We start from the raw sequence: 23022 nt of genomic DNA on the forward strand, positions 1-23022 counted from the left end.
CGCCTAACCTAGCCGGGGATCGCCTTCAATCACGGACATCTGGAACGCGTCGTGCCATTCGCCGTCCCACCACAGGGCGTCGCGGAGCACGCCTTCGCGGACGAACCCGCACTTCTCGTAGACACGCAGCGCCCGCGGGTTGAAGTCGTAGACCTCCAGCCCGATCCGGTGCAGGCCGACCACGTCCAGGCCGAACGCGACGATCAGGCGGACCGCCTCGGTGCCGTACCCCCGGCCGAAGGCGTGCCCGCCGAGCGCGATCCGGAAGTTCATCGACCGGTTGCCCTCGTCGAGGTCCATCAGCACGACCTCACCGAGGTACTCCCCGTCGGCCGTGCGCACGACCGCGTAGTCCGCCCGATCGGGTGCTCCCGGCCTGCCCTTGAGGTAGGCGCGGACCTGGTCGCGGGTGAACACGCCGTGCGTGCCGGTCAGGCGGGTGGTCTCGGGATCCTGGAGCACGCGCCAGGCACCGTCGAGAAAGGTTTCGTCGAGTTGCCGCAGGGTCACCCGGTCACCGGTCAGCTCCGGCTGGTCACGCAGCGGTGCGAGATCGAGCACCCCGGTACTGGACCACATCGCCGCGCCCGCCGTCACCCCGATTACCGTGGTCGCCATGACCGGCCGGACCAAACTGATCGTCGCGCTCGTGCTGCTCGCGGCACTGGTCACGGCTTCACTCGTGATCGACATCCCGGCACCGGCGCAGCTGCGCGCCTGGGCGACCGGCGCCGGCTGGATCGCGCCGGTGCTGCTGCTCGGCGCGTACTCGGTGCTCACCGTGGCGCCGATCCCGCGCACCAGCTTCAACGTGGTCTCCGGCCTGCTGCTGGGCAACGTGCTCGGCATCGGGGTGGCGCTGCTGGCCACGGTGATCTCCGCCGCGCTCGGCTTCGGCCTGGCCCGGCTGCTCGGCCGCGAGTGGGTGGCCGGGCACCTCGAACGCGGGCGCATCCGGGCGCTGGACGCCCGGCTGGCCGGCGGCGGGGTGCTGGCGGTGGCCTCGCTGCGGTTGATCCCGTTCGTCCCGTTCGCGCCGATGAGCTGGGCCTGCGGGGTGCTTTCGGTCCGCTTCGGTCCCTACCTGGCGGGCACCGCGATCGGCAGTCTGCCCGGCACGGTGCTGGTGGTCCTGCTGGGTGACGCCCTCACCGGCACCACACATCCGGCCCTGTTGGCTTGCTTCGCGGGGTTCGCGCTCATCGGCGCGGCCGGGCTGTACCGGGTGATCCGGCGCACAAATCCGGAATCCATCGCACCCGACGCCGCGGTGTCGTGACAGCTCCGCCAACCGCGCCCGCTACACTCGATCGGGTGCGCTGAGCGGTTGCTCGCGCCGGACCAGCCACCATGCGGGACGTCTTCCGAGGAGTAGTTGCCATCGACACCGGTCAGTTGATCGCAGGGCACTACCGCCTGGTCGAGCACATTGGCAGCGGCGCCATGGGAGTGGTGTGGCGGGCCATCGACGAGCGCCTCGAGCGGTCCGTCGCGGTCAAGCAGATCCTGGCCCAGCCGGGCCTGTCCGAAGCGGAGCGGATCAACTCCAGGCAGCGCGCGATGCGGGAGGCCAAGAACGCCGCCCGCTTCCAGCACCCGAACGCCATCGTGGTGTTCGACATCGCCCAGCACGACGGCGACCCGTGCCTGATCATGGAGTACCTGCCCTCGCGCAGCCTGGCCGCGGTGCTCGCGGAGAACCCGACGCTGCCGCTGCCCCAGGTGGCGCGGATCGGCGAGCAGGTGGCCGCGGCGCTGGTGGCCGCGCACCGGGCGGGCATCGTGCACCGCGACGTCAAGCCGGGCAACATCCTGATCGACGACGGTGGCACCACCAAGATCACCGACTTCGGCATCTCGCGCGCCGCCGGTGACCTCACCCTCACCCAGACCGGGCTGATCGGCGGCACGCCCGCCTACCTGGCGCCCGAGCTGGCGCGCGGTGCCGACCCCTCGCCGGGGTCGGACGTGTTCGCGCTCGGCGCCACGCTCTACCACGCGCTGGAGGGCGTCGCGCCCTACGGCAACTCCACGAACCAGCTCGCGCTGCTCTACAAGGCGGCCAACGGCAAGGTCGAGCCGCCGCGCAAGTCCGGCGCGGCCACCGAGCTGCTGATGAGCATGCTCCAGGTCGAGCCGGAAGGACGGCCGACCATGCCGGAGACGCGCGAGCGGCTCGCGGCACTGGCCAGGGGCGAGGGCGACACGCGCGCGGCCGCGGTCTCCCCCGCGCTCGGTGTCGCCGGTGGCGGTCGTCAGCCGGTCACCCCGGCCGGGGGCAACCCGGTCTCGCGCACGCCGTGGCAGCGCACCGAGAAGGGCGCCACCGCGGGGCCCGCCCCGGTCGCCGCGCCCAAGCCGGTCAACCCGACCTCCTCGTTCCCGCCGCAGAGACCGGCGGCGGTCGCGCCGCAGCAGCAGCAACAGCAGCCGGTCGCCGCCGCGCCGCCCGCCCTCAGTTCCGGCCGGACCCCGGCCGAGCAGTCCGAGGCCAAGCGCAAGGCGCTCATGCTCAGCGTCGGCGGTGCCGCGGTGCTGGTCGTCGCCGTGGTCGTGTTCATCGTGCTGTCGTCCAACGGTGACAACACCCCCACCGACAACGCGCAGGGCGCCGCGCCGGAGAGCAGCCAGTCGCAGGCGCCCGCCGAGTCCTCGGCGCCGCCCAGCTCGGCCAAGCCGTCGCAGCAGAACACCACCAGCTCCGGCAAGGTCGAATGGGGTCCGGCGGGCAACCGGGTGATCGACTTCTACAACTCGTCCATCGGCGGGGCCCCCACCTGGTCCATGCTCACCCAGGCCGCGCAGGCCGCCTACGGTGACGCCAACGCGTTCGCGCAGTACTGGCAGCAGTTCAAGTCGGTCAGCTCCAAGGGCGCCACCGCCTACAAGCGGGCGAACAACGACGACGGCTCGGTCGACATCAAAGTCACCGTCAACCACAGCGGGGGCTCGCTCGAGAAGACCCTGCGGGTGGTCGCGGTGAACGGGCAGCTCTACATCGACTCGGACACCAAGCTCGACGGCGCCTCCCCGCAGCAGTAGTCGCGGCTCAGCCGGGGAAGTAGACGCGCCGCGCGTTCTCCCCGGCCACCAGCCGGCGGAACCGCCCGGCGTCGGCCGTGGTCCACGAACCGGCCTCGGTGCCGTGTGCCAGCACTTCGTCCAGGGCGCGCCGGAACAGGGTCGCGGCGAGGAAGTACAGCTCCGGCAGGCCGAAGGCGTCGGAGGAGTAGAGCACCTTGCCGAACGGCGCCAGCTCGGTGAGTTCGGCGAGCAGCGTGCCCGCGCGGTCGCCGAGGTTGTGCGCGGCGAGTCCGATGTCGACGAACACCGTGCCGAACACCTGCGCCAGATAACCCGCTTCCCGGTGGAACGGGTAGTTGTGCAGCAACAGCAACGGAATCCCGGTTGGTTGCAGTGCGCGCAGCAACGGCATGAGCAGCAGCGGGTCGCAGTCGCGCAGCCGGACGTCGGGATCACCCAGGCCGATGTGGAACTGCACGGGCAGGCCGAGGTCCACTCCGCACCAGATGGCGAACCGGTGCAACACCTCGTCGGCGAGCCGTCCGCCGCCCGCGCGCAGGAACCGTCCGGCGGCGGCGGTGACCTCGGCCGGGGACGGGCGTTCCGGTGCCAGGTCGAGACCGGTGCGGTAGGCGGCGATGGACTTCACGCCGACGGCGTCGCGGGTGCGCGCGGCCAGTCGCGTGCGGAAGGTCTCGGCGAAGCCGGCGGCGGTAACGCCGTCTGTGAGCACCTGTTCGGCGACCTGTTCCAAACGGACGATCTCGTGCGCGGGCGCGCCCGCCAGCGCACCGAGTTCCGCCGGGCCCAGCAGGGGTTCCGGCTCGAATCCGGTGTCCACCAGCAACGCGCTCAACCCGGCCGCGCCGAGGAAGCGGCGGTCCACTTCGGCATGTCCCAGTTCGCCTCGCCGCTCGAGGTATTCGTCAGCGGATGCGTGAGTTTCCAGGCCCAGCACGGGAGCGCACCAGCGGCGGACCGCCAGTCCGACGCGCGAGTCGAACAGCGACCCGCCGAGCGCGCTCGGCTCGGGCGCTTCGGTGAGCAGCGCTTCGAAGGCGTGGCGGTCCAGGTCTCGGCGCACCACTCCGTGGCAGTGGTGATCGACCAGCGGAAATTCGGTGTACATCTGTCCTCTCTCGACCGGATAGCCGACGACAAAGTTGATCGTTCACGCGAAACTTGTGCTCTGTCCAGACCGCGGGTGAAGGGGTTTGAGGGATGGACCAGCACGATCGCGAGGCACGCGCCCAGCAGGCCCGCGGGATCGCCGCGGACCTCGGCGAGCGCGGGATCGCCGCCGTCGTGGTGACCTGGGTGGACACCAGCGGCATCACCAGGGCCAAGGCGGTGCCCACGGCCCGGCTCGGGCACGCCGCCGCCTGGGGCATCGGCGCCTCTCCCGTGTTCGACGCCTTCCTGGTCGACGACTCCGCGGTGAGCGGCCGGTTCGCCGGCGGCCCGGCCGGTGATCTGCGGCTGCACCCCGATCTGGACCGGCTCACCGCGCTGGCCGCGCAGCCCGGCTGGGCGTGGGCGCCCGCCGACCGCTACCAGCAGGACGGCACGCCCCATCCCGCCGATCCGCGCCTGCTCGCCCGCCAGGCCGTCGCCAGGCTCGCCGAGCACGGGCTGACCGCGCAAGTGGCCTTCGAGATCGAGTGGTGCGTCTCCCGCGGTGACGGCGACGAGTTCGTCCCGGCCAGCTCGGGCCCGGCCTACGGCATGTCCAGGATCACCGATCTGCCGGACTACCTGCGTGAACTGCTGGAGGCGCTGAGCGCGCAGGGCATCGCGGTCGAGCAGCTGCACCCGGAGTACGCCGTCGGCCAGTTCGAGGTGTCGGTGGCGGCCACCGACCCGGTCGGCGCGGCGGACCTGCTGGTGCTGGTGCGGGAGACCGTTCGCGCGGTCGGCCACCGCCACGGCCTGCGCACCACCTTCGCGCCCAAGGTGGTGGCCGGCGGAGTCGGCAACGGCGGGCACGTGCACCTGAGCCTGTGGCGCGACGGCACGAACCTGATGTCCGACGGCGACGGCTGGCACGGGCTCACCGAGCAGGCCGAGGCCTTCGCCGGCGGCATCCTGGACCGGCTGCCCGGCCTGCTCGCCATCGGTGCGCCCTCGGTGGCCAGCTACCTGCGGCTGGTGCCGTCGCACTGGGCCGGTCCGTTCCGCTGCTGGGGCTGGGAGAACCGCGAAGCCGCGCTGCGGCTGGTCTCCGGTGTGACCGGGAACGGCCAGCGCGCGGCGAACCTGGAGATCAAGGCGTTCGACGGGGCCGCGAACCCGTACCTCGTGGTGGCCGCGCTGCTGGTCGCGGGCACCACCGGGATCGGCGAGCAGGCGGCCCTGCCCGAGCCGATCCAGGTCGATCCGGCCTCCCTGCCCGAGGGCACCGTGCAGCGGCTGCCCACCCAGCTCGAAGCCGCGGTCGCCGCGTTCGAGGCGGACCCCGCGCTGCGCAAGGCGCTCGGTGAGGAGCTGGTGGACACCGTGGTCACCGTGCGCCGTGGTGAGGTGGCGTTGTTCGACGGGCGGTCCGCCGAAGAAATCGTGGCGCGCACCCGATGGCGGTACTGACGCGATACCGTGAGGCCATGGCCGCTGCCAAAAACAGGTCCGGCGACGAGTCGAACCGCCGGTTCCACGAGGACCTCGTCGGGCTGGACCCGGCGGACCCCGAAGCGCAGGAGTTCGCCCGCCACCTCGACCGGATCGAGCGCTGCGGTCCCGCGTTCACCGTGGAAGCCTCGATCGACGGAGTGGCCGACTTCGCCGACTCCAGCCGCCGCGCGGGCGGTTTGCGCTGGTGGACCGCGGTGGCCGTGGTGTGCCTGATCCTGATCGGCGTGATCGTCGCCTCGTGGGACATCGTGCTGCGGACGCTGGCCTGGCTCGCCGAGTAACGTGGAGAACGTGAAAGGTATGAAACCCGTCGTCGGCGCGACTCCCCGCGTGGTGAAGTCCGAGCAGGAGTGGCGGGAGCAGCTCGGCCCCGAGGAGTACCAGGTGCTCCGGGAGGCCGGCACCGAACGCCCGTTCACCGGCGAGTACACCGACACCAAGACAACCGGCGTCTACGAGTGCCGTGCCTGCGGGGCCGAGTTGTTCCGCAGCGACACGAAGTTCGAAAGCCACTGCGGCTGGCCGTCGTTCTACGACCCGGCCGACTCCGACGCGGTACTGCTCCGCGAGGACCGGACCATGGGCATGGTGCGCATCGAGGTGCTGTGCGCCTCGTGCCACAGCCACCTGGGGCACGTGTTCGAGGGCGAGGGCTACGACACGCCGACCGACCAGCGGTACTGCATCAATTCGATCTCGCTGAAACTGGTGCCCAAGCCGTAACCCGTTCCAGGGACAAGCGCCTCCCCCACCCGATACCTTGGCGATCACGCTTCGGGTGGGGAGGCAACGAATGGGTGATCCGTGGGGCTTGTCCGGCCCGGCTTTTCTCGGCATCTACGCCGGGTGCCTGGCCGTGCCCACGCTGGTACTGATCGCCGGGCTCCTGCGGCTCCGCTCGAGCGGTGCCGAGGCCGGGCAGGTCGACGTGCACCAGGCAGCCTTCCTCCGCGGCGGGCCGCAACGTGCCGCCGAGACCGTGCTGGCCGGGCTGGTCGAACGCGGGCTGCTGCGGGTCGATTCCTCGGGCACCCTGCACGCCACTGGCCGCGCGGGGACGACCCAGCTGGAACGGCACGCGCTCGCGAGCGCGACGGGCCGGTCCTCTCGAGCGGTGATCAACTACCTCGTCGGCTCCGGCCCGATGCGGGCGCTGCGGGCGGATCTGGTCACCCGGGGCCTGCTGATCGACAGCCGGCGACGCCGCGCGGTGTGCCTCACCGCGATCGTCCTGTACTGCGCCGTGCTGCTGCTCGGCCTGCTCCGGTTCGCCGACGGCGCGGAGGCCGGCTTCCCGGTCGGCTACCTGGCGCTGATGCTGGTGGCGGTCGCCGGTGGGCTGATCATCTCGTCGGTGCTGCGCGGACGCAGTGATGACAAGCTCACCCGGGAGGGCGTACGGGCTCGTGCCGAGGGCTTTCCCGGTGCGGCGGGCGTGGTGGCCCAGCACAGCCTCGCGTCGTACCCGGACCGCGAAATCGCCGCGGCGTTGCGGCACGGCATGACCCCGCCCCGTCCCCGGCCGCGGCGGTCGAATTCTTCGTGCGGAAGCTACGCCGGTGGTGCCATCGTGGGTGGTGGTTGCTCGTCGTCGGGCGGAAGCAGCTGTTCGTCGTCCTCCTCGGGTGGCAGCAGCTGCGGGGGCGGCGGCGGGTGCGGTGGTGGTGGCGGAGGAGGCTGAGATGACTGAGACGTGGGGCCTGTCCGGATCCGCGTTCCTCGGGCTGTACCTGGCGTTGCTGGTGCTGCCGGGACTGCTGGGCGTGCTGGCCACGCTGGCGGTCCGGCAGGTGCGGCGGCACGGGTCCGAACCGGACGACTCGCCGCTGCCCAGCGACTACCACGTCGCCTACCTGGCCCGCGGACCGCTGCGTGCGGTCGAGACAGCCATGGCCGCCCTGCTCGACCGGGGCAGCCTGCGTGCCGAGAGCACCGGGACGCTCAGGTCGGTCGGCGGCGAGCCGGAGGACGATCTCGAGCGCGTCATCTTCGAGACCGGCTATCTCGGCACCACCCCGAACGAAGCCGCGGTCGCCGCGCTGAAGTCGCCGGAGCTGGCCGAGATCCGCCGTGAACTCGAACTCCGCAGGCTGATCGAGCCGGAGCTGCCCACCCACGTGATCTGGCTCGGCGTGACCGTGCTCTACGGCCTGATCACGTTGTTCGGCCTGGTGCGCTGGTTCGCCGTGGTCACCACGAGCACGCCGATCGGCTTCCTCAGCTTCCTGATCTTCGTCGCGGCCGGTGGCACCTTCGCCGCACTGGCGCCCGCCCGGCGGCGGCCGCGACTGCGCAAGACCGAACTGGGCAAGCAGGTGCTGCGCTCGTCGCGGCAGACGCTGACCGGCGTTACGCGCGAGGTCGCGCTGAACGGCGGACTCGACGCGTATCCCGATCCCGAAGTCGCGCGGGCGGTCGCGCTGAAGTTCAACCGCTCCCGCCGCCGCTACCCGGCCACCAGCAGCGCCGGGGTGATCGCCGGAACCCTGCTCGCCGGGGTGCTCCACGGGGCGCCGGGCGACAGCGGCGACAGCGGTGGCTGCGGTTCGGGCTGCGGCAGCGGGTGCGGTGGTGGCGGCGGTGGCGGAGGCGGCGGCTGACGGCGGAAATACGGCCCTGCGCAGCCGGTGCGGTGGCTTACTCTCCGAGCAGCTTCGATCGGTTGGAGGGCGGAGTGATGGACGAACCCTGGGGCATCTCTGGCCCGGATTTCCTGGTGCTGTACCTGTTCCTGCTGGCCTTGCCGCCGGCGGTCGCCGTGGTGGGCCGCATCGCGCTCGCCTCCGGCGGGAGCCGCGCGGCCACCGCGTACACCCCCGGCAACGTCTACGAGGTGGCGTTCCTGGCCGGCGGTGCCGACCGGGTCGTCGACACCGCGGTGGCTTCGCTGCTCGAACGCGAGGTGGTCCGCGCGGACAGCACCGGCCGGGTGCACGGAGCGGGCAGCCCGCCCGCCGATCCGGTGGAGCAGGCCGTGTACGAGGTGATCGTGCGCCGGGGCAGCTCCCGGATGGCCGACCTGCGCCGGGAACTGCGCAAGTCGGCGATCATCCGCGGGATGACCAAGCACCTGACCGACGCGGGCCTGGTCCAGCCGACGCGCGGGCGCGTCATCCTGCGCCGCCTGGTGCACGTGCTCTACCTGCTCACCCTGGCGCTCGGGGTGATCCGCCTGGTCAACGGCATCGTGCGGGACCGGCCGGTCGGCTTCCTGATCGTGCTGGTGGTCGCGGCCGCGCTGGCCACGTTCATCGCGTCCAGGGTGGCCCGGTCGGCGCCACCGGTCCGGCCGACCGCGCGGGGCTCGGTGCAACTCGCCAGCGCCAAGAACTGGCGATCCCGCCAGACCGCGTCGCCGGGCGGTGCCCCGTCCCGGTCTTCGGCCGCGGTGCCGCTGCTAGCCGGTGCCGCGGGCGCGGTCGCGCTGGGCGGCATGATGATGTACCCCGACGAGGACCTGCGCACCGCGCTGGCCGCCCCGAGTTCGGGTGGTTCATCCGGTGGGGACAGCGGTGGCGGCGGGTCTTGTGGCGGAGGCGGCGGGTGCGGCGGCTGCGGGGGTTGCGGTGGCTGAGCTGCCCCGGTTCGGCGTCGGGATCGGCTGGCGGCCCGAGTTGGATCTCTCGGTGCCGCGCCTGCCCGGTGTCGACTGGGTGGAGGTGGTCGCCGAGAACCTCCAGCCCGGCGCGCTGCCCGCGTCGCTGACCGCGTTGCGCGATCGCGGCGTGCCGGTGCTGCCGCACGCGGTGTCGCTTTCCCTTGGCGGGGCCGAAGAACTGGACACCCGGCGCGTCGAGCACCTGGCCGAGCTGACCGCGGCGCTCGGTGCGCCGGTGGCCAGCGACCACGTGTGCTTCGTACGCGCGGGCGGGCTGGACTCGGGTCACCTGATGCCGCTCCCCCGCACGCGCGAGGCGCTGGATGTGCTGGTGGACAACGTGAAGCTGGCGCAGTCCATTCTCGGTGTGCCGTTCGCGCTGGAGAACATCGCGGCGCTGCTGGAGTGGCCCGATCCGGAGCTGAGCGAAGCGCGGTTCCTGACCGAGCTGACCGACCGCACCGGCTGCCTGCTCATCGTGGACGTGGCGAACCTGTACGCGAACGCGCGGAACCTGGGCAGCGATCCGGTGTCCTTCCTGGACGAGATCCCGCTGGACCGGCTGGCCTACGTGCACGTGGCCGGCGGCGAGGAACACCACGGCGTCTACCACGACACGCACGCCCACGCGGTGCCACCGCAGGTGCTCGACCTGCTCGGCGAGCTGCGGTCCAGAGTGGACCCGCCGGGCGTGCTGCTGGAACGCGACGACGCCTACCCCACCGATGCCGAACTGGCCGCCGAGCTGGCCGCGATCCGCGCGGTGGTCGACGCGTGAGCCGGGAGCGACTGGCGGCACAGCAGGCGGAACTGCTGCGGGCGCTGCTCGCCGGGGGCGCCGCCCCGGCCGGGTTCGATCCCGGCCGGGTGGAGGTCGAGGTGCGGGCGTTGCGGGCGAAGCGGCGCCGGATCGTCGCGTACCTGCGGCCGGAGTTGCCGCAGGAGCTGGGCGATCGCTTTGTCCCGCTGTTCACCGAATACGCGGCCACGCACCCTCGTGAGGAAGGGGTGCGGATGCGGCAGGACGCGGAGAACTTCGCGAACTGGCTCACCGCCAGGGGCGAGCTGAAGCGGCCGCGCTGGTGGCAGCGGCTACCAGGACGGGCGGTCCGTGCCCGGTAGCCGGGTTCCCTCCGTCCACTGTGGATTCGCGCCGGGTACCGGGACGCAGGTGAGTTCGCCGTACGGGCTGGGCAGCTTCGCCAGCAGGTCGTCGGCGGTGTAACCGGTGTCGGTGATTTCGCGGCGCCCCAAGGATTCCAGCCATTCCGCGGTGCGCGCGAGCGCGACCTGACCGCGCCAGCCACCGCCGTCGGTGACCGCGCGGCGGAGCGCGGTCATCACCGTCGCGGCCGCGAGCCAGCCGGTGGCGTGGTCGAGTGCCTGCGCGGGCAGCGGATGGGGCCGGTCCAGCCCGGCGTGCGCGGCGATGCCGGTGGCCAGCTGCACCAGGCTGTCGAATCCGCGCCGGTTGCGCCACGGACCGCTCGGGCCGTAGGCGGACAGGTCGAGGGTGATCAGGCCGGGGAACTCGTCGGCCAGTTCCTCGGGCGAGAAGCCCCAGCGGGCCAGCGCGCCGGGCCGGAAGGACTGGACGAACACGTCCGCCTTGGCCAGCAGCTTGCGCAGCCGGGCCCGGCCGGCGTCCTGGGTGAGATCGGTGAAGGCGGACCGCTTGCCCAGCCCGGTGTCGATCCACAGTGGATCGATGCGGGGCAGGTGCGCGGCGCCGATGTGCAGCACGTCGGCCCCGTGCGCGGCGAGCACCCGGCCGGCCACCGGCCCGGCGATGACGTGGGTCAGTTCGAGCACACGGACCCCGCCGAGCGGGCGGTCGGACTCGAACAGCCGCTTCGGCGGCGCGCTCCCGGTCTGGTGCAGCTCGACCAGCGGCTGCCCGGCGACGGCTGCGCCCTGCGGGTGGTTGAGCCAATCCTGGCGGGTGCGCATCAGCGCGGCGGCCCCGCCGGCGGCGATCACCGCCTCCTGGACCTCGCGCGCCCGGCGCTTGGCGACGGCCTCGGTGACGGCTTCCCGGGTGGCCGCGGCGCCGAGCCCCCAGCAGACGGCCGAAACGTGGCGCGGGTAGTTGCAGTGCAGCCGGACCCACCCGTCGGTGGCGAGGTAGTCCCCGGTCAGCGGCGCCCAGAGTTCCCCGGGCACTTCGCCGTCCACCCGGAGGTGGCGCTCACTGTGGAACGCGGCGACCGCATGGCGGATCTCCACCTCCACCGGCGGCGGTTCGATCCCCCGCAGGCGAAGAAGCTCAGCGGCGGCTAACGTCGCCACCCCCACACTCGCCGCCGCGGCCGCCGCCACCCGGAACGGCCCGGGCAGCACGGACTCGTCCCCGCTGACCGTCACCGCCCCCGGCGTCAGGCTTTCTCCGCTGACCTGCCGCCACACCGCGGCGAGTTCTTCCTCGATCACGTTCCCTCAGTTGGTTTCGGGCCGCTGACCGCGCAACAGCTCGATGATCTGGTTCAACTGCTCCCCCTGGCTGTCGAGCCTCGCCGACTGCCCGTCCAGGCGAGCGTTGAGGGTCTCGAACTGGGCGTCGTGTCCGCTCAGGCGGGTCTCGATTCCGTGCAGCCTCTCGTCGATCTTGTGCAGCTGCTCGCCGTGAGCCTCCTGCACCTCCAGGATGGACTCCACCTTCGTGTCGATGACATCGACTCTCTTGTTCGTGTGGTCCAGGAGTTCGTGGATGTCGTCGATGTCGTGGCGCATCTGCTTCTGCTTGCGGTCGATCTCGGGAAAAGACATGCGGGACACCCTACCCTCTCCACGAACAAGTGGCCTATGCCACCCCTGATCTACGGCAGGTTCTGGATCAGCTCCGCCGGTGGCACCCGCGTGCCGGTGTAGAACGGGATCTCCTCCCGCACGTGCAGCCGCGCTTCCGTGCCGCGCAGGTGACGCATCAGGTCCACGATCCGGTGCAGCTCGTCCGCTTCGAAGGCGAGGATCCATTCGTAGTCACCCAGCGCGAACGAAGCGACGGTGTTCGCGCGCACGTCCGGGTAGTCGCGCGCTTCCTTGCCGTGGTCGGCGAGCATCTTGCGGCGCTCGTCGTCCGGCAGCAGGTACCACTCGTAGGACCGCACGAACGGGTACACGCAGACGTACTTCCGCGGCTCCTCCCCCGCCAGGAAGGCCGGGATGTGGCTGCGGTTGAACTCCGCGGGCCGGTGCAGCGCGACCTGGCTCCACACCGGCACCGACGCCCGGCCCAGCGGCGTCCGCCGGAACCCGGTGTAGGCGGCCTGGACCTGCTCGATCTCCTCGGCGTGCCACCAGATCAGGTAGTCGGCGTCGGCCCGCAGACCGGCGACGTCGTACACCCCGCGCACCACCACGCCCTTGCTCTCGAGACCGTCGAGGAACTCGGTGGTCTCCCGCGCGGCGGGGCCGCGGTCCTCGGGCAACCGGCCCGGTTCGGCCCGGAACACCGACCAGGCGGTGTAGCGAATGGTGTCGTTGAGCTCGTTGTAGTTCAGCCGCGCCATGCGTCCATCTTCGCAAACTCCGCGAGCCTGGTGGCGGCGGCGTCCGCGGTGGCGACGCAGGCGGGAATGCCGACGCCGCGCAGCGTGGCGCCCGCCACTTCCAGGCCCGGCAGCTCGGCCACGGCCCGGTCGATCGACGCGACCAGCCCGGTGTGCCCCGCGCCGTACTGCGGCAGTCCGCCACCCCAGCGCGTGACCACGGAGTCCACCGGATCGGCCCGCACGCCGGTCAGCTCGGCGAGGTCGTCGAGCACCAGCCGCACGAGTTCGTCGTCGTCGGCGTGCAGTGCGCCCGGCTCGCGGAACCGGCCGACCGACCCGCGCAGCAGCACCTCGTCACCGCCGTGGTGCGCCCACTTCCTGGCCGAGAAGGTGAACGCCTTGACCGCGAACGGCCTGCCGTCCTCGCGCCGCTCCGACGCCCCGACCAGCACGCCGGACGCGTCCGGCAGCTCGGTCCCCGGCGGCAGGGCCAGCCCGATCACCGCCATCGACGCCAGTTCCACCCGTCCGTACGCGGCCGAGGCCGCCGGGGCGACCCCGTCGAGCAGCCGCCTCGCCGCCGGGGCGGGTACCGCCAGCAGTACCGCGTCGAAGTCCACTGTGGACTCCTCGGGCGCGTGCGCGGTGGCCGCGGCGCCGAGCACCAGGCGCCAGCCGCCGGACAGCCGGTGCAGCTCACGAACGGTCGTCCCGGTCCGCACCCGCGCCCCGGACGCCGCCACCAGCCGCTCGATCAACGTGCCGAGCCCCGAGCCGAGCGTGCCGAACACCGGTGCGCTGCTCGGCGACGCGGGCACCAGCGACGCGGCCGCCTCGGTCAGCGTCGGCACGCCACGGTCGAGCGCACCGGCCAACCCCGGCATGGTGGCCCGCAGCCCGAGCCCGTCCGCTCCCCCGGCGTAGACCCCGCCGAGCAGCGGATCGACCAGGCGGTCCACCAGTTCGTCCCCGAAGCGCGACCGCAGCAGCCCGCCCAGCGGCACGTCTTCCGCGGGCAACTCGACCGGCGTCAACTCGGCTTCGGCAGCCACCGCGGCCAGTCCCTCCGGGGAAAGCACGCTGGAAACCGCGTCGGCGCTGGCGGGTACCCCCATCATCGTGCCGGGCGGCAACCGGCGTGCCCGGCCACCGGCACGCACGGTCGCCCGCGCCCCGGTCGGGTGCACCACCTCAAGCCCCAGCTCGCGTGCCAGCGCCACCGCTTCGGGACGACGCGCCAGGAAGGCTTCGGCACCGAGGTCGAACGGTCGTCCCGCCAGGGTGCCGGTGCGCAGCTTGCCGCCGGGCGCCCCGGTCGACTCGAACACGGTCAGCTCGGCGTCCGCACCGAGCAGGCGGCGCAGCCGGTAGGCCGCGGCCAGCCCGGAGACACCGCCGCCGACCACCGCGATCCTGGTGGTCATGATCAGAGCGAGTGCACGAGTTCGACGACCCGGGTGATCACCTCGGGGTCGGTGTCGGGCAGCACGCCGTGGCCCAGGTTGAAGATGTGCCCGGCGGCCGCGCGGCCCTCTTCGGCGATCCGGCGCACCTCGGCCTCGAGCACCGGCCACGAGCCGAACAGCAGCGCCGGGTCCAGGTTGCCCTGCACCACCGGCGCCGAACCGGGCCGGGTGGCGGTCAGCCTGCGGACGGCCTCGTCGAGCGGCACGCGCCAGTCGACGCCCACCACGTCGGGACCGGCGTCACGCAGATCGGACAGCAGTTCCCCGGTGCCGACCCCGAAGTGGATGCGCGGCACGCCCGCGTCGGCCACCCCGGCGAACACCTTCGCCGAATGCGGCAGCACGAACTCGCGGTAGTCGCGCGGCGAGAGCGCGCCCGCCCACGAGTCGAACAGCTGGATCGCGTCGACCCCGGCGGCGATCTGCACCCGCAGGAAGCCGAGCGCGATGTCGGCGAGCTTGCCGGCCAGCGCGTGCCAGACCGCGGGCTCGGAGTGCATCAGCGCCTTGGTGCGCTCGTGGTTGCGGCTCGGGCCGCCCTCGATCAGGTAGGAGGCCAGCGTGAACGGCGCGCCGGCGAACCCGATCAGCGGGGTGTCGCCGAGCCGCTCGACCAGCAGGCGGATGCCCTCGGCCACCGGGACGACCTGCTCGGCGTCCAGTTCGGGCAGCGCGGCCACCGCGGCGGCGTCCCGCACCGGGCCGGCCACCACCGGGCCGGTGCCGGCCACGATGTCGATGTCCAGGCCCGCCGCCTTGAGCGGCACCACGATGTCGCTGAACAGGATCGCCGCGTCGACCCCGTGCCGCCGAACCGGCTGCAGGGTGATCTCCGCGAGCATCTCCGGGTCGAAGCAGGCGTCGAGCATCGCGGTGCCCGCGCGCAGCTCGCGGTACTCGGGCAGCGAGCGCCCGGCCTGCCGCATGAACCAGACGGGCAGGCGGGCGGGCCGCTCACCCCGCGCGGCCAGCAGGAAGGGGGCGTCGGGCAGCGCGCGACGCGCGGTGGCGGTCGCGGGCGCTGAAACTGAGGAAGACATCGGTTACATCGTGCCACGCAGGAGGTCAGGGCCGATTTCCAGGCACCTGACGGCGCGTCCGCCAGCTCAGCGGGCACTTTCCCGCCTACAGTCCAGAGCGTGACCGCGATGACGCATGCGCCAGATCTCTTCCGCGAGGCGGTGGCGGCACTGGATTCCGTGCGCTCCCGCCCGGAGGTGGTTCTCGAGCCGATGCGCGCCCCGCAGCGGCTCGCCCCCTGGGCCTACGCACTGAGCTGTGAGGTCACCGGCCCGGCCGACGTGCTCGCGTCGGGCAGACTCGTGCTGCTGCACGACCCGGACGGCCAGGAGGGCTGGAACGGGGTGCTCCGCATGGTCATCTACGTCCGGGCCGAACTCGACCGCGAACTGGCCACCGACCCGTTCCTGCCGGACGTCGGCTGGTCCTGGCTGACCGACGCACTGGAGCACAACGGCGCCGCGTTCAGCTCGCTCGGCGGCACGGTCACCGAAACCTCGTCGGCCCGCTTCGGCGACATCGCCGGCCCGTCCCGCACCGACGACCTCGAACTGCGCGCGTCCTGGACCCCGGACGACGCGAGCCTGCGCCCGCACGGTGAGGCGTTCGTCCAGCTGATGTCCAGCGTGGTCGGGCTGCCGCCGGTCGGGGTCTCGCTGTTCGAGCAGCGGCAGGGCTCCTAGTAGTTACGCCATTCGTCCTTCGCGTACTCCAGGACGCGCGGCTGCATCAGTGAGGACGAGGGCACGTCCGGGATCCGCCGCCGGTCCACCGGGAAGACCCCGGCCGCACGCAGCGATTCGGTGTCCAGTGCGCGCAACGCCGGTGCGCCGGGCGAAAGCCGCAGTTCCGGCTCCGCGTTCGCGGTCGCGAGGTGGAATCCCCAGTCGCCGAAACTCGGCACGGACATGTAGTACGGCGTACTGCGCAGGCCGACCTCGCGCAGTGACGCCTCGACGCACCAGTAGGACCGCGGCGCGAAGTACGGTGAACCGGCCTGCACGACCATGCGTCCCCCGTCGGCCATCGCCCGCCGGACCAGCGCGTAGAACTCCACCGAGTAGAGCTTCGCGGTCGCCGTGGAGTCGGGGTCGGGCATGTCGACGATGATCGAGTCGTAGCGCGCGGCGTTCTCGCGCAACCAGGTGAACGCGTCGGCGGTGACCACCTGGACGCGCGGATCGTTGAACGCGCCCTGGTTCATCGCCAGCAGGTCGGGCTGGGACCTGGCCAGGCGCACCACCTCGGGGTCGAGTTCGACCAGCGTCACGCGTCGCACGTCCGGGTAGCGCAGGACCTCGCGCAGGCCGAGCCCGTCACCTCCGCCGAGGATCAGCACGCTCTCGTGCGGGCCCGCGAGCACCGGGTGCACCAGGGCCTCGTGGTAGCGGTACTCGTCGACCGAGCTGAACTGGAGGTCGCCGTTGAGGTAGAAGCGCACGTCGGCCGGTCCGCTGAGGTCGACCGACTCGGTGATCACGATCTCCTGGTACGGCGTGCGTTCGGCGTGCACGACGGGGTCGGCGTAGAGGGCCTGGCGCGCGGACAGCTCGAACTGCCCGGCGAAGACGAAGGTCCCGGTGAGCACCACGGTCACGCCGACCGCCGCCACGGACAGCACCGCCTGCGTGCGGCGCCGCAGCCGCTTGCGGAACACGGTGAGCACCAGGCCCAGCCCGGCGATCGCGTTCACCGCGCCGACCAGCAGCGCGCCGCGGATCTGGCCGAACACCGGCAGCAGCAGGAACGGGAAGGCCAGGCCGCCGAGCAGCGCGCCGACGTAGTCCGCGGCGAACAGGTCGGCCACCGCGCTGCCCGCGTCCTGCTTCCGGATCCGCTGCAGCAGCACCATCAGCAGCGGGATCTCGGCGCCGATCAGCATGCCGAGCAGCAGCGCGATCACCACCAGCGCGGGCACGTACAGGCTGAGCCAGGCGTAGGCGGCGTAGAGCAGCAGCACGCTGAGCCCGCCGAGCAGGGCGAGCGCGATCTCGATGCCGGCGAACGCGGCCTCCGCGCGGCGCTGGAGCGGTTTGGCCAGCAGCGCGCCGACGCCCATCGCGAACACCATCACCGACAGCACGATCGACGCCTGCCCGACGGTGTCGCCGATCAGGTAGCTGCCGAGCGCGACCAGTGCCAGTTCGTAGACCAGGCCGCAGGCCGCGCAGACAAAAACGGCGAGCAGGACCGCGGCCCTGGCCAGCCGCGTGCGCGGCGCCGCGACCTCGGTTTCGGTTTCGGTGGTGGTCACGTGATGGCGGCGGCGATGATCGCGCTCACCGCGACGTGCACCGCGGCCGAGACCCAGACCGCGGGATGCGGTTCGGGGCGGGCCAGGATCTCGCCGAGCTTGCCGGGTGTGGCCAGGTCCAGCAGCACGAAGGCGATCGACATCAGCGCGAGCCCGGCCAGGCCGAAGACCACCGTGGACAGCAGGCCGGTGACGAGGTCGCTGTCGCTGGTGATGATCGCCGTGGTGACGATGACGCCGACGCCGAGCAGGCCGGAGGCCAGCAGCACGGAGGCGTTGCGGTTGCCCTGCACCCAGATCAGCTCGCGGAGCTTGCCGGGCGTGGCGAGATCGACCAGCGCGAAGCCGAGCGCCATCAGGATGGTGCCGACCGCGCCGTAGGCCAGCGTGGCCAGCAGGCCGAGAACGAGTTCGGACATGGTCGCCTTTCGGTGCTTGGTTTTCGGGTTCGGTCTAACGGCCGTGCGGCCACTGCCCCGGCGGCTGCTGAGGCGGATACTGCGGCCACCCCGGCGCCTGCCCACCCTGCTGCCCCGGCTGATATTGGCCGGGTTGCTGGCCTGACTGCTGCTGGCCGGGCTGAGGGCCTGGTTGGTGATGCCCGGGTTGCTGCCCCGGGTGCTGCGGCCCGGGCTGGTGTGGTTGTCCCGAATGCTGCTGCTGCCCCGGCCACGGCTGTTGCCCTGGCTGGTGCTGTCCCGGCTGGTGCCCCGGGTGGTACGGCCCGGACTGCTGGCCCGGCTGCTGGTACCCGGGCTGCGATTGACCCGGCTGGTGCTGTCCAGGCGACTGGCCCGGCGGCGGTTGCTGCCCAGGTGCCTGCGACTGCTGGCCCGGCGGCGATGGCGGCGCCGGGTAACCGGGTGCCTGCCCGGGTTGCGGCGGCTGCTGGCCCGGCTGCGATTGCCCCGGTTGTGGCGCCTGGTAACCCGGCTGGCCCGGCTGCGATACCCCCGGCTGGCCCGGCTGCGATTGTCCCGGCTGGCCTGGAGTTTGCGGCGTGGCGCCCGAGCCATCGGGCGGCGGCGGGGTCTTTTTTCGGGCTCGCGCTCGCATCCAGAAGCCGAGCACCACGCAAACCACCACCCCGGCGCCCAGGCCGGACAAGGTCAGCGTCGTGCTCAGCGGGAAGTCGGAGCTGCCCGCCCGGCCGAGGGGCTTCGGGGTCGGGGCGTTGGCGGGCGGCGGGGTGGCCACGGCCTGCAGCGCGCCCGACTCCACCATCAGCAAGGGCAGCCCGAGCGCCGCGTGGCCGGTGCCGCCGATCGGGTCCTCCACCAGGGCGGGACCGGTCACCCCGAGTCGCGCGAAGTCTTCTTCGCGGGGCACTCGGGGGAAGTCGGCCGAGCCTTCGACCCGGACCCGCACGCCATCCGGTGATTCGGAGCTGTCGCTGGTGTACCCGACCGCGACCTGCGTCTCCAGCCATCGCGGGCAGGTGTTCGCCGCGACGCCGGGCCCTCGGCTCGAGCCGAGCGCGACCTTCTTCGTCGAGCCGTCCTCCAGGCTCCACCCGAAGCAGATGCCGTACGCCTTCTCCAGCTCGGCGAGGCCCGCGGTCAGCTCCTGCGCCGCGTCCGGGGCGAAGGCGGGCAGCAGCCCGCCGTCGTACCTGGTGCCGTCCGAGTACAAAGTGGTGTCCGCGTTGTGGAACGTCCCCGGCTCGGGCGGCGACGAACCGCCGAACTCGCTGATCCCGGCCCACACCGCGCCGACCGCGATCAGCACCAGCAGGAACCAGCCGCAACCGGCTCCCGGCTTCTTCTGCTTGTCCTCGCTCATTTGCCCGCCCCCGGTCCGCGGCCGCGGAAGTCACCGCCGTGCGTGGAGGTCCAGCCCCACGAACCACCGGCGTGCCCGCCGTAGCGGCGGTACGCCCGGTCCACGTCCATCACCTGGATGGTCGAGCCGGTGCCACGCGGGGTGATGACCACGGCATCCGAGGAGTACCGCAGGTAGATCCCCGAATTGTCGGCCGACTGCGCCAGCGGCTTCCAGTCGGTGACGATCAGCGTGGACACCGCGCTCGGCTTCTCCCCGGAGGTGTAGGAGCGCACGTCGTCGTCGAAGTCCTGCGAGGTGTCGCGGTCGAACTCGTTGTCCACGAAGTTCGCCACGCTCGTCCCGCCGAAGAACAGCAGGTTCACCGCGATGATCAGCGCGATCACCGCCAGGATCCCGCCCAGCACGAACCACAGCCGGTATTTCACGTCTTCCTCTTCCCCAGTCCGCCCCGGTCAGTCCCCGGAGGGATAGCTCCGCACCTCGTACCGCGACAGCACCTCGCCGCGGCTGACCTCCCACTTGCCGCTCTCGCCGTAGGACTCCAGCGACAACCGGGCGTCGTCCCCGGCGGCGTAGTCCTGGTAGTGCACGGTCCCGCCGGAGTTCAGGCCGGTGGTGCCCTCGGCGGTGAAGGTGGCCGTGCCCGACTCCTGGTGGCGGTAGGTCCGGCCGTCCAGCTCGATCGTCTTGCCCGGGGCCACCGTGACGTCGGACAGCTCGGTGAACAGCACCAGCTCCAGCTCGGGATCCTCCTCCACGGAGAGCCAGAACCGGCGGCCCGCGGCGTTCTCCAGCAGGTGCTCGGTCCACGACCAGCCGTCCTCGGTCAGCCGCAGCGTGCCGCGCACCCCGTAGGACTCACCGCGGATCTCGACGAGCGCGCCCGGAGCCAGCTCACGGGGATCCCCGCGCACCGCGTCCACGTCGGCCGAGCTGAACGGATCCGCCGCGGTGGATGCCGGTGCCGGCGGTTTCGCCCGGCCGCGGCGGGCCAGGAGCACCCCGACCACCACGAGCGCGACCAGGATCAGGACCAGCAGCACCACCACGAGTGCGTCAACCATTCGAGTGAAACCCCCATTACGCCCGGCGACCGGGAATTCGGCGAAACCGGTCACCGTCCGGCGGACCGGGCACACTGTAACCAGCCGTCCGGATCCGTGTGGGCGGTTTGCCCGGAGAGCCACCGATGAGCCCGGAGACGGGCACTGGCGGATGGGGGACAACCCCGGCCGCCGACTGCCGGAACGCCGCAGTCCGTCACACCGATGCTTCGCGATACGTGCGTTATGACCGTTTTGCCCCCATTTGCCCGGTTGGCCACCGGACAACTCGGCCCCGGTGGTCCGTTGGCAACCGGCCGCACGCCTCCCCCGACCGGCCGTAGCGGAGTCGCCGGAGTACCCGTGAGAGTGTTCCTCTGCGGATGCACGTAGCGAATGCACGCCCATCCGGGTGGCAGCAATCTCTGTTCATCGCCGGTCTCCGGGCATCCGTTAGCCAGTTGGGCATTACTACCCCGATCGTGTGACTCCGATGCCATGGAGTGACGACTCGATCCAGATCCGTACCCGTTCGATCCCCCCACTGACCCTCTCGGGCGGCTAGAGTGCCTTCGACGACACCACTTTCGGTCTAAAGCTGGCGCGGCTGATTGGCCGAAAGTCCCGGTGCCGGTCGGGGGGCACGACCGACTCCAGGGAGGTAGTGACGTGGCTGCCGTCGGCTTATCTCAGGCCGTCCGTTCCACGCCAGCCGGTGCATTGCCGGCGAGCATGGTTCCGCACCCGCGGGAAGAACTTTTTTCCGTACTGGTGGTCGATGACCACCCGTTGTTGAGGGAGGCAATCGCAGCAAGACTCGCACAGATGGGTGCGGGCACCGTTCACGAGGCCGCCACGGTGGCCGAGGCGAGGGCAAGGGCGACGGCCACCGGGCCGTGCGACCTGGCCATCCTCGATCTCGGCCTGCCCGATGGCAGTGGCATCGAGCTGGTTACGGAACTCCGTAGCCACGGCTGGCCTCGCGTGGTGGTGCTCGCGTCCTCGGACGACCCGTACGCGGTGCGTTCGGCGTTCCAGGCGGGCGCTCAGGCATACCTGCTGAAGTCCGCGTCGCCGGTGGTGGTCACCGACGGCGTGCGCAGGGTGCTCGAAGGCGGCGTCTACGCCGATCCCAGCGTGGCACCGGTACTGGCCACCGGCACGAGGGTGGCGGGCACCGACAACACCCCGCGCGAGCTGTCCGCTCGCGAGGTGGAGGTGCTGCAGCTCGTGGCGGACGGTCAGTCCAACAAGGAAATCGGTGAGGAGCTCAGCCTCTCCGCGCTCACGGTGAAATCCCACCTGTCGCGGATCGGCCGCAAGCTCGGCACCGGTGACCGGGCGCAGATGGTCGCACTGGCCATGCGCGCGGGCGTCATCCGCTAGTCAGGACACTTCTGCGGTAAGGGCCGACCAGGCGCGGCCGGCCCTTACCGTAGGGTCATGGAGTGGATACCGCTGATCAGGACGGCGCGACGTCCGGCACGCCGGAGTCACCGGCGCCGATTCCGCTGAGGGAACCGGCCGAAGGCACCCCCGGGGTCATCGCGGACCCGGAGGAACTGGAGCGCGCCTGCGCCCGGATCGCCGAAGGGGCCGGGGCGATCGCGGTGGACACCGAACGAGCATCCGGTTACCGCTACTGGCCCAAGGCCTACCTGGTGCAGCTGCGCCGGGAGGGCGTTGGCTCCTTCCTCGTCGACCCCATCCCGCTGAGCGGGCAGCTGGGGCCGCTCGCCGACGTGCTCAACGGCGCCGAATGGGTGCTGCACGCGGCTTCCCAGGACCTCCCCTGCCTCGCCGAGCTGGAGCTGCGGCCGACCGCCCTGTTCGACACCGAACTGGCGGGCCGCCTGGCCGGTTACGACCGCGTCGCGCTCGGCACGCTGGTCGAGAAGCTGCTCGGGTACCAGCTGGAGAAGGGGCACAGCGCGGCCGACTGGTCCCGCCGCCCGCTGCCGGTCGACTGGCTGAACTACGCCGCACTGGATGTGGAACTGCTGATCCCGCTGCGCGAAAAGCTCGAAGCCGAACTCGAAGCACAGGGCAAGCTCGACTGGGCACGGCAGGAGTTCGAAGCCGTGCGCACCGCTCCCCCGCCCCCGCCGCGGGCCGAGCCGTGGCGCCGGGTCTCCGGCATCCACAAGATCCGCTCCCCGCGCGGGCTGGCCGCGGTCAGGGAGTTCTGGCAGATCCGCGACGAGATGGCCCGCAAGCGCGACCGCGCGCCCAGCCGAGTGCTGCCGGACAGCGCGATCGTCAGCGCCGTGCTGGCCGATCCGAAGACCACCGCCGAACTGCAGGCGCTGCCCGTGTTCAGCGGGCGCGTCCAGCGGAAGTTCGCCTCGACCTGGATGCGGCCGCTGCAGGTGGCGCGCACGCTGGCCAAGTCGGAACTGCCGCTGCCCGCCCAGCCCACCGACGGCCCGCCGCCGCCGAACCGCTGGGCCGACAAGGACCCCGAGGCCGCCGCGCGGCTGTCCGCGGCGAGGGCCGCGCTCAACGCGCTGGCCGAGCACCACCGGCTGCCGGTGGAGAACCTGCTGCTGCCGGAGCTGGTCCGGCGCACCTGCTGGCGCCCGCCGGAGGACCTCAGCGAGGCCGGGGTCGCCGAGGTGCTGCGCGCGGGCGGGGCCCGGCCGTGGCAGATCGAGCTGACCGCGCCCGCGCTGGCGAAGGCACTCACCGCCAAACCCGAGGCCTGACCCGCCAG

Annotated in this window: 25 protein-coding genes; 13 read left to right on the forward strand and 12 right to left on the reverse strand. The window is 72.0% G+C overall.

Annotated elements, in window-relative coordinates:
- Positions 1–3 precede the first annotated feature (3 nt).
- Positions 4–618 (reverse strand): GNAT family N-acetyltransferase, encoded by a 615-nt coding sequence (locus YIM_RS30685; RefSeq protein WP_228004110.1) that lies wholly within the window; start codon positions 616–618, stop codon positions 4–6.
- On the opposite strand from YIM_RS30685, the gene YIM_RS30690 reads away from it, so the two are divergent.
- On the forward strand, positions 617–1279 hold the full coding sequence (locus YIM_RS30690) for a TVP38/TMEM64 family protein (RefSeq protein ID WP_153033649.1): 663 nt from the start codon (positions 617–619) through the stop codon (positions 1277–1279). The genes YIM_RS30685 and YIM_RS30690 overlap by 2 nt on opposite strands.
- 164 nt (positions 1280–1443) lie before the next feature.
- Positions 1444–3042 (forward strand): protein kinase, encoded by a 1599-nt coding sequence (locus YIM_RS30695; RefSeq protein ID WP_370469032.1) that lies wholly within the window; start codon positions 1444–1446, stop codon positions 3040–3042.
- 7 nt (positions 3043–3049) lie between these two features.
- Here YIM_RS30695 and YIM_RS30700 read toward each other — a convergent pair whose 3' ends face one another.
- The gene (locus YIM_RS30700) at positions 3050–4153 is read right to left on the reverse strand and encodes an amidohydrolase family protein (RefSeq protein ID WP_153033651.1); all 1104 of its coding nucleotides are present in this window, start codon (positions 4151–4153) and stop codon (positions 3050–3052) included.
- Between the two features lie 92 nt (positions 4154–4245).
- Here YIM_RS30700 and YIM_RS30705 point away from each other — a divergent pair, with 92 nt between their 5' ends.
- From YIM_RS30705 to YIM_RS30740, 8 genes are all read left to right on the forward strand, one after another.
- Positions 4246–5607, forward strand: a complete 1362-nt coding sequence (locus YIM_RS30705) for a glutamine synthetase family protein (RefSeq protein WP_153033652.1) — start codon at positions 4246–4248, stop codon at positions 5605–5607.
- A gap of 17 nt (positions 5608–5624) precedes the next feature.
- The gene (locus YIM_RS30710) at positions 5625–5933 is read left to right on the forward strand and encodes a hypothetical protein (protein ID WP_153033653.1); all 309 of its coding nucleotides are present in this window, start codon (positions 5625–5627) and stop codon (positions 5931–5933) included.
- Positions 5934–5952: 19 nt separating this feature from the next.
- Complete coding sequence (gene msrB / locus YIM_RS30715; RefSeq protein WP_153033654.1) at positions 5953–6375, forward strand: peptide-methionine (R)-S-oxide reductase MsrB; 423 nt, start codon at positions 5953–5955, stop codon at positions 6373–6375.
- Between the two features lie 70 nt (positions 6376–6445).
- On the forward strand, positions 6446–7333 hold the full coding sequence (locus YIM_RS30720) for a TIGR04222 domain-containing membrane protein (RefSeq protein ID WP_153033655.1): 888 nt from the start codon (positions 6446–6448) through the stop codon (positions 7331–7333).
- Between the two features lies 1 nt (position 7334).
- Entirely contained in the window at positions 7335–8252 is a 918-nt protein-coding gene (locus YIM_RS30725) for a TIGR04222 domain-containing membrane protein (protein ID WP_153033656.1), read from the forward strand.
- Between the two features lie 77 nt (positions 8253–8329).
- Positions 8330–9226, forward strand: a complete 897-nt coding sequence (locus YIM_RS30730; protein WP_153033657.1) for a TIGR04222 domain-containing membrane protein — start codon at positions 8330–8332, stop codon at positions 9224–9226.
- Entirely contained in the window at positions 9219–10028 is an 810-nt protein-coding gene (locus tag YIM_RS30735) for a DUF692 domain-containing protein (RefSeq protein ID WP_370468898.1), read from the forward strand. Before YIM_RS30730 ends, YIM_RS30735 begins: the two co-directional genes overlap by 8 nt.
- On the forward strand, positions 10025–10372 hold the full coding sequence (locus YIM_RS30740; RefSeq protein WP_153033658.1) for a hypothetical protein: 348 nt from the start codon (positions 10025–10027) through the stop codon (positions 10370–10372). Before YIM_RS30735 ends, YIM_RS30740 begins: the two co-directional genes overlap by 4 nt.
- Here the strand turns inward: YIM_RS30740 and YIM_RS30745 are convergent.
- Genes YIM_RS30745 through hemE form a run of 5 tightly spaced genes read right to left on the reverse strand, consistent with a single transcriptional unit; the run spans position 10343 to position 15247 of the window.
- On the reverse strand, positions 10343–11677 hold the full coding sequence (locus YIM_RS30745; protein ID WP_228005040.1) for a CoA transferase: 1335 nt from the start codon (positions 11675–11677) through the stop codon (positions 10343–10345). The genes YIM_RS30740 and YIM_RS30745 overlap by 30 nt on opposite strands.
- A gap of 9 nt (positions 11678–11686) precedes the next feature.
- Positions 11687–12016, reverse strand: a complete 330-nt coding sequence (locus YIM_RS30750) for a hypothetical protein (protein WP_153033659.1) — start codon at positions 12014–12016, stop codon at positions 11687–11689.
- Between the two features lie 50 nt (positions 12017–12066).
- Positions 12067–12759 carry a hydrogen peroxide-dependent heme synthase gene (hemQ, locus tag YIM_RS30755; protein WP_153033660.1) on the reverse strand — a complete coding sequence of 231 codons (693 nt, stop codon included), beginning with the start codon at positions 12757–12759 and terminating at the stop codon, positions 12067–12069.
- A complete protein-coding gene (hemG, locus tag YIM_RS30760) occupies positions 12747–14165 on the reverse strand; it encodes a protoporphyrinogen oxidase (RefSeq protein WP_153033661.1) in 1419 nt (472 codons plus the stop codon). Before hemG ends, hemQ begins: the two co-directional genes overlap by 13 nt.
- Positions 14166–14167: 2 nt before the next feature.
- Complete coding sequence (gene hemE / locus YIM_RS30765; protein WP_153033662.1) at positions 14168–15247, reverse strand: uroporphyrinogen decarboxylase; 1080 nt, start codon at positions 15245–15247, stop codon at positions 14168–14170.
- Between the two features lie 99 nt (positions 15248–15346).
- Here hemE and YIM_RS30770 point away from each other — a divergent pair, with 99 nt between their 5' ends.
- Positions 15347–15910: a DUF3000 domain-containing protein gene (locus YIM_RS30770; protein WP_194239797.1), complete on the forward strand. Its 564-nt coding sequence runs from the start codon at positions 15347–15349 to the stop codon at positions 15908–15910.
- Here the strand turns inward: YIM_RS30770 and YIM_RS30775 are convergent.
- Genes YIM_RS30775 through YIM_RS30795 form a run of 5 tightly spaced genes read right to left on the reverse strand, consistent with a single transcriptional unit; the run spans position 15907 to position 20330 of the window.
- Positions 15907–17481: a polyamine aminopropyltransferase gene (locus YIM_RS30775; protein WP_153033664.1), complete on the reverse strand. Its 1575-nt coding sequence runs from the start codon at positions 17479–17481 to the stop codon at positions 15907–15909. The genes YIM_RS30770 and YIM_RS30775 overlap by 4 nt on opposite strands.
- Positions 17478–17900, reverse strand: coding sequence for a DUF350 domain-containing protein (locus tag YIM_RS30780; RefSeq protein WP_153033665.1), 423 nt, complete (start codon positions 17898–17900; stop codon positions 17478–17480). Before YIM_RS30780 ends, YIM_RS30775 begins: the two co-directional genes overlap by 4 nt.
- Positions 17901–17934: 34 nt before the next feature.
- Positions 17935–19263, reverse strand: a complete 1329-nt coding sequence (locus tag YIM_RS48680; RefSeq protein ID WP_194239798.1) for a hypothetical protein — start codon at positions 19261–19263, stop codon at positions 17935–17937.
- Complete coding sequence (locus YIM_RS30790; protein ID WP_153033666.1) at positions 19260–19691, reverse strand: DUF4247 domain-containing protein; 432 nt, start codon at positions 19689–19691, stop codon at positions 19260–19262. The genes YIM_RS48680 and YIM_RS30790 overlap by 4 nt, the downstream gene beginning before the upstream one ends.
- Positions 19692–19718: 27 nt before the next feature.
- Positions 19719–20330 (reverse strand): DUF4178 domain-containing protein, encoded by a 612-nt coding sequence (locus tag YIM_RS30795; protein WP_153033667.1) that lies wholly within the window; start codon positions 20328–20330, stop codon positions 19719–19721.
- Between the two features lie 648 nt (positions 20331–20978).
- On the opposite strand from YIM_RS30795, the gene YIM_RS30800 reads away from it, so the two are divergent.
- Positions 20979–21695 (forward strand): response regulator transcription factor, encoded by a 717-nt coding sequence (locus YIM_RS30800; RefSeq protein WP_040406084.1) that lies wholly within the window; start codon positions 20979–20981, stop codon positions 21693–21695.
- Positions 21696–21757: 62 nt separating this feature from the next.
- Entirely contained in the window at positions 21758–23014 is a 1257-nt protein-coding gene (locus YIM_RS30805) for a ribonuclease D (protein ID WP_153033668.1), read from the forward strand.
- Positions 23015–23022: the final 8 nt, after the last annotated feature.

This window comes from Amycolatopsis sp. YIM 10, from assembly GCF_009429145.1.
Lineage (GTDB): Bacteria > Actinomycetota > Actinomycetes > Mycobacteriales > Pseudonocardiaceae > Amycolatopsis.

Bases quoted from the DNA above. Each gene is read 5' to 3' on its own strand.
- YIM_RS30720 (WP_153033655.1), top strand. From the start codon at position 6,446: ATGGGTGATCCGTGGGGCTTGTCCGGCCCGGCTTTTCTCGGCATCTAC.
- YIM_RS30780 (WP_153033665.1), bottom strand. From the start codon at position 17,900: ATGTCCGAACTCGTTCTCGGCCTGCTGGCCACGCTGGCCTACGGCGCG.
- YIM_RS48680 (WP_194239798.1), bottom strand. From the start codon at position 19,263: ATGAGCGAGGACAAGCAGAAGAAGCCGGGAGCCGGTTGCGGCTGGTTC.
- YIM_RS30685 (WP_228004110.1), bottom strand. From the start codon at position 618: ATGGCGACCACGGTAATCGGGGTGACGGCGGGCGCGGCGATGTGGTCC.
- YIM_RS30725 (WP_153033656.1), top strand. From the start codon at position 7,335: ATGACTGAGACGTGGGGCCTGTCCGGATCCGCGTTCCTCGGGCTGTAC.
- YIM_RS30730 (WP_153033657.1), top strand. From the start codon at position 8,330: ATGGACGAACCCTGGGGCATCTCTGGCCCGGATTTCCTGGTGCTGTAC.
- YIM_RS30695 (WP_370469032.1), top strand. From the start codon at position 1,444: ATGGGAGTGGTGTGGCGGGCCATCGACGAGCGCCTCGAGCGGTCCGTC.
- hemQ (WP_153033660.1), bottom strand. From the start codon at position 12,759: ATGGCGCGGCTGAACTACAACGAGCTCAACGACACCATTCGCTACACC.
- YIM_RS30690 (WP_153033649.1), top strand. From the start codon at position 617: ATGACCGGCCGGACCAAACTGATCGTCGCGCTCGTGCTGCTCGCGGCA.
- YIM_RS30705 (WP_153033652.1), top strand. From the start codon at position 4,246: ATGGACCAGCACGATCGCGAGGCACGCGCCCAGCAGGCCCGCGGGATC.
- YIM_RS30710 (WP_153033653.1), top strand. From the start codon at position 5,625: ATGGCCGCTGCCAAAAACAGGTCCGGCGACGAGTCGAACCGCCGGTTC.
- msrB (WP_153033654.1), top strand. From the start codon at position 5,953: ATGAAACCCGTCGTCGGCGCGACTCCCCGCGTGGTGAAGTCCGAGCAG.
- YIM_RS30750 (WP_153033659.1), bottom strand. From the start codon at position 12,016: ATGTCTTTTCCCGAGATCGACCGCAAGCAGAAGCAGATGCGCCACGAC.
- YIM_RS30795 (WP_153033667.1), bottom strand. From the start codon at position 20,330: ATGGTTGACGCACTCGTGGTGGTGCTGCTGGTCCTGATCCTGGTCGCG.
- hemE (WP_153033662.1), bottom strand. From the start codon at position 15,247: ATGTCTTCCTCAGTTTCAGCGCCCGCGACCGCCACCGCGCGTCGCGCG.
- hemG (WP_153033661.1), bottom strand. From the start codon at position 14,165: ATGACCACCAGGATCGCGGTGGTCGGCGGCGGTGTCTCCGGGCTGGCC.
- YIM_RS30700 (WP_153033651.1), bottom strand. From the start codon at position 4,153: ATGTACACCGAATTTCCGCTGGTCGATCACCACTGCCACGGAGTGGTG.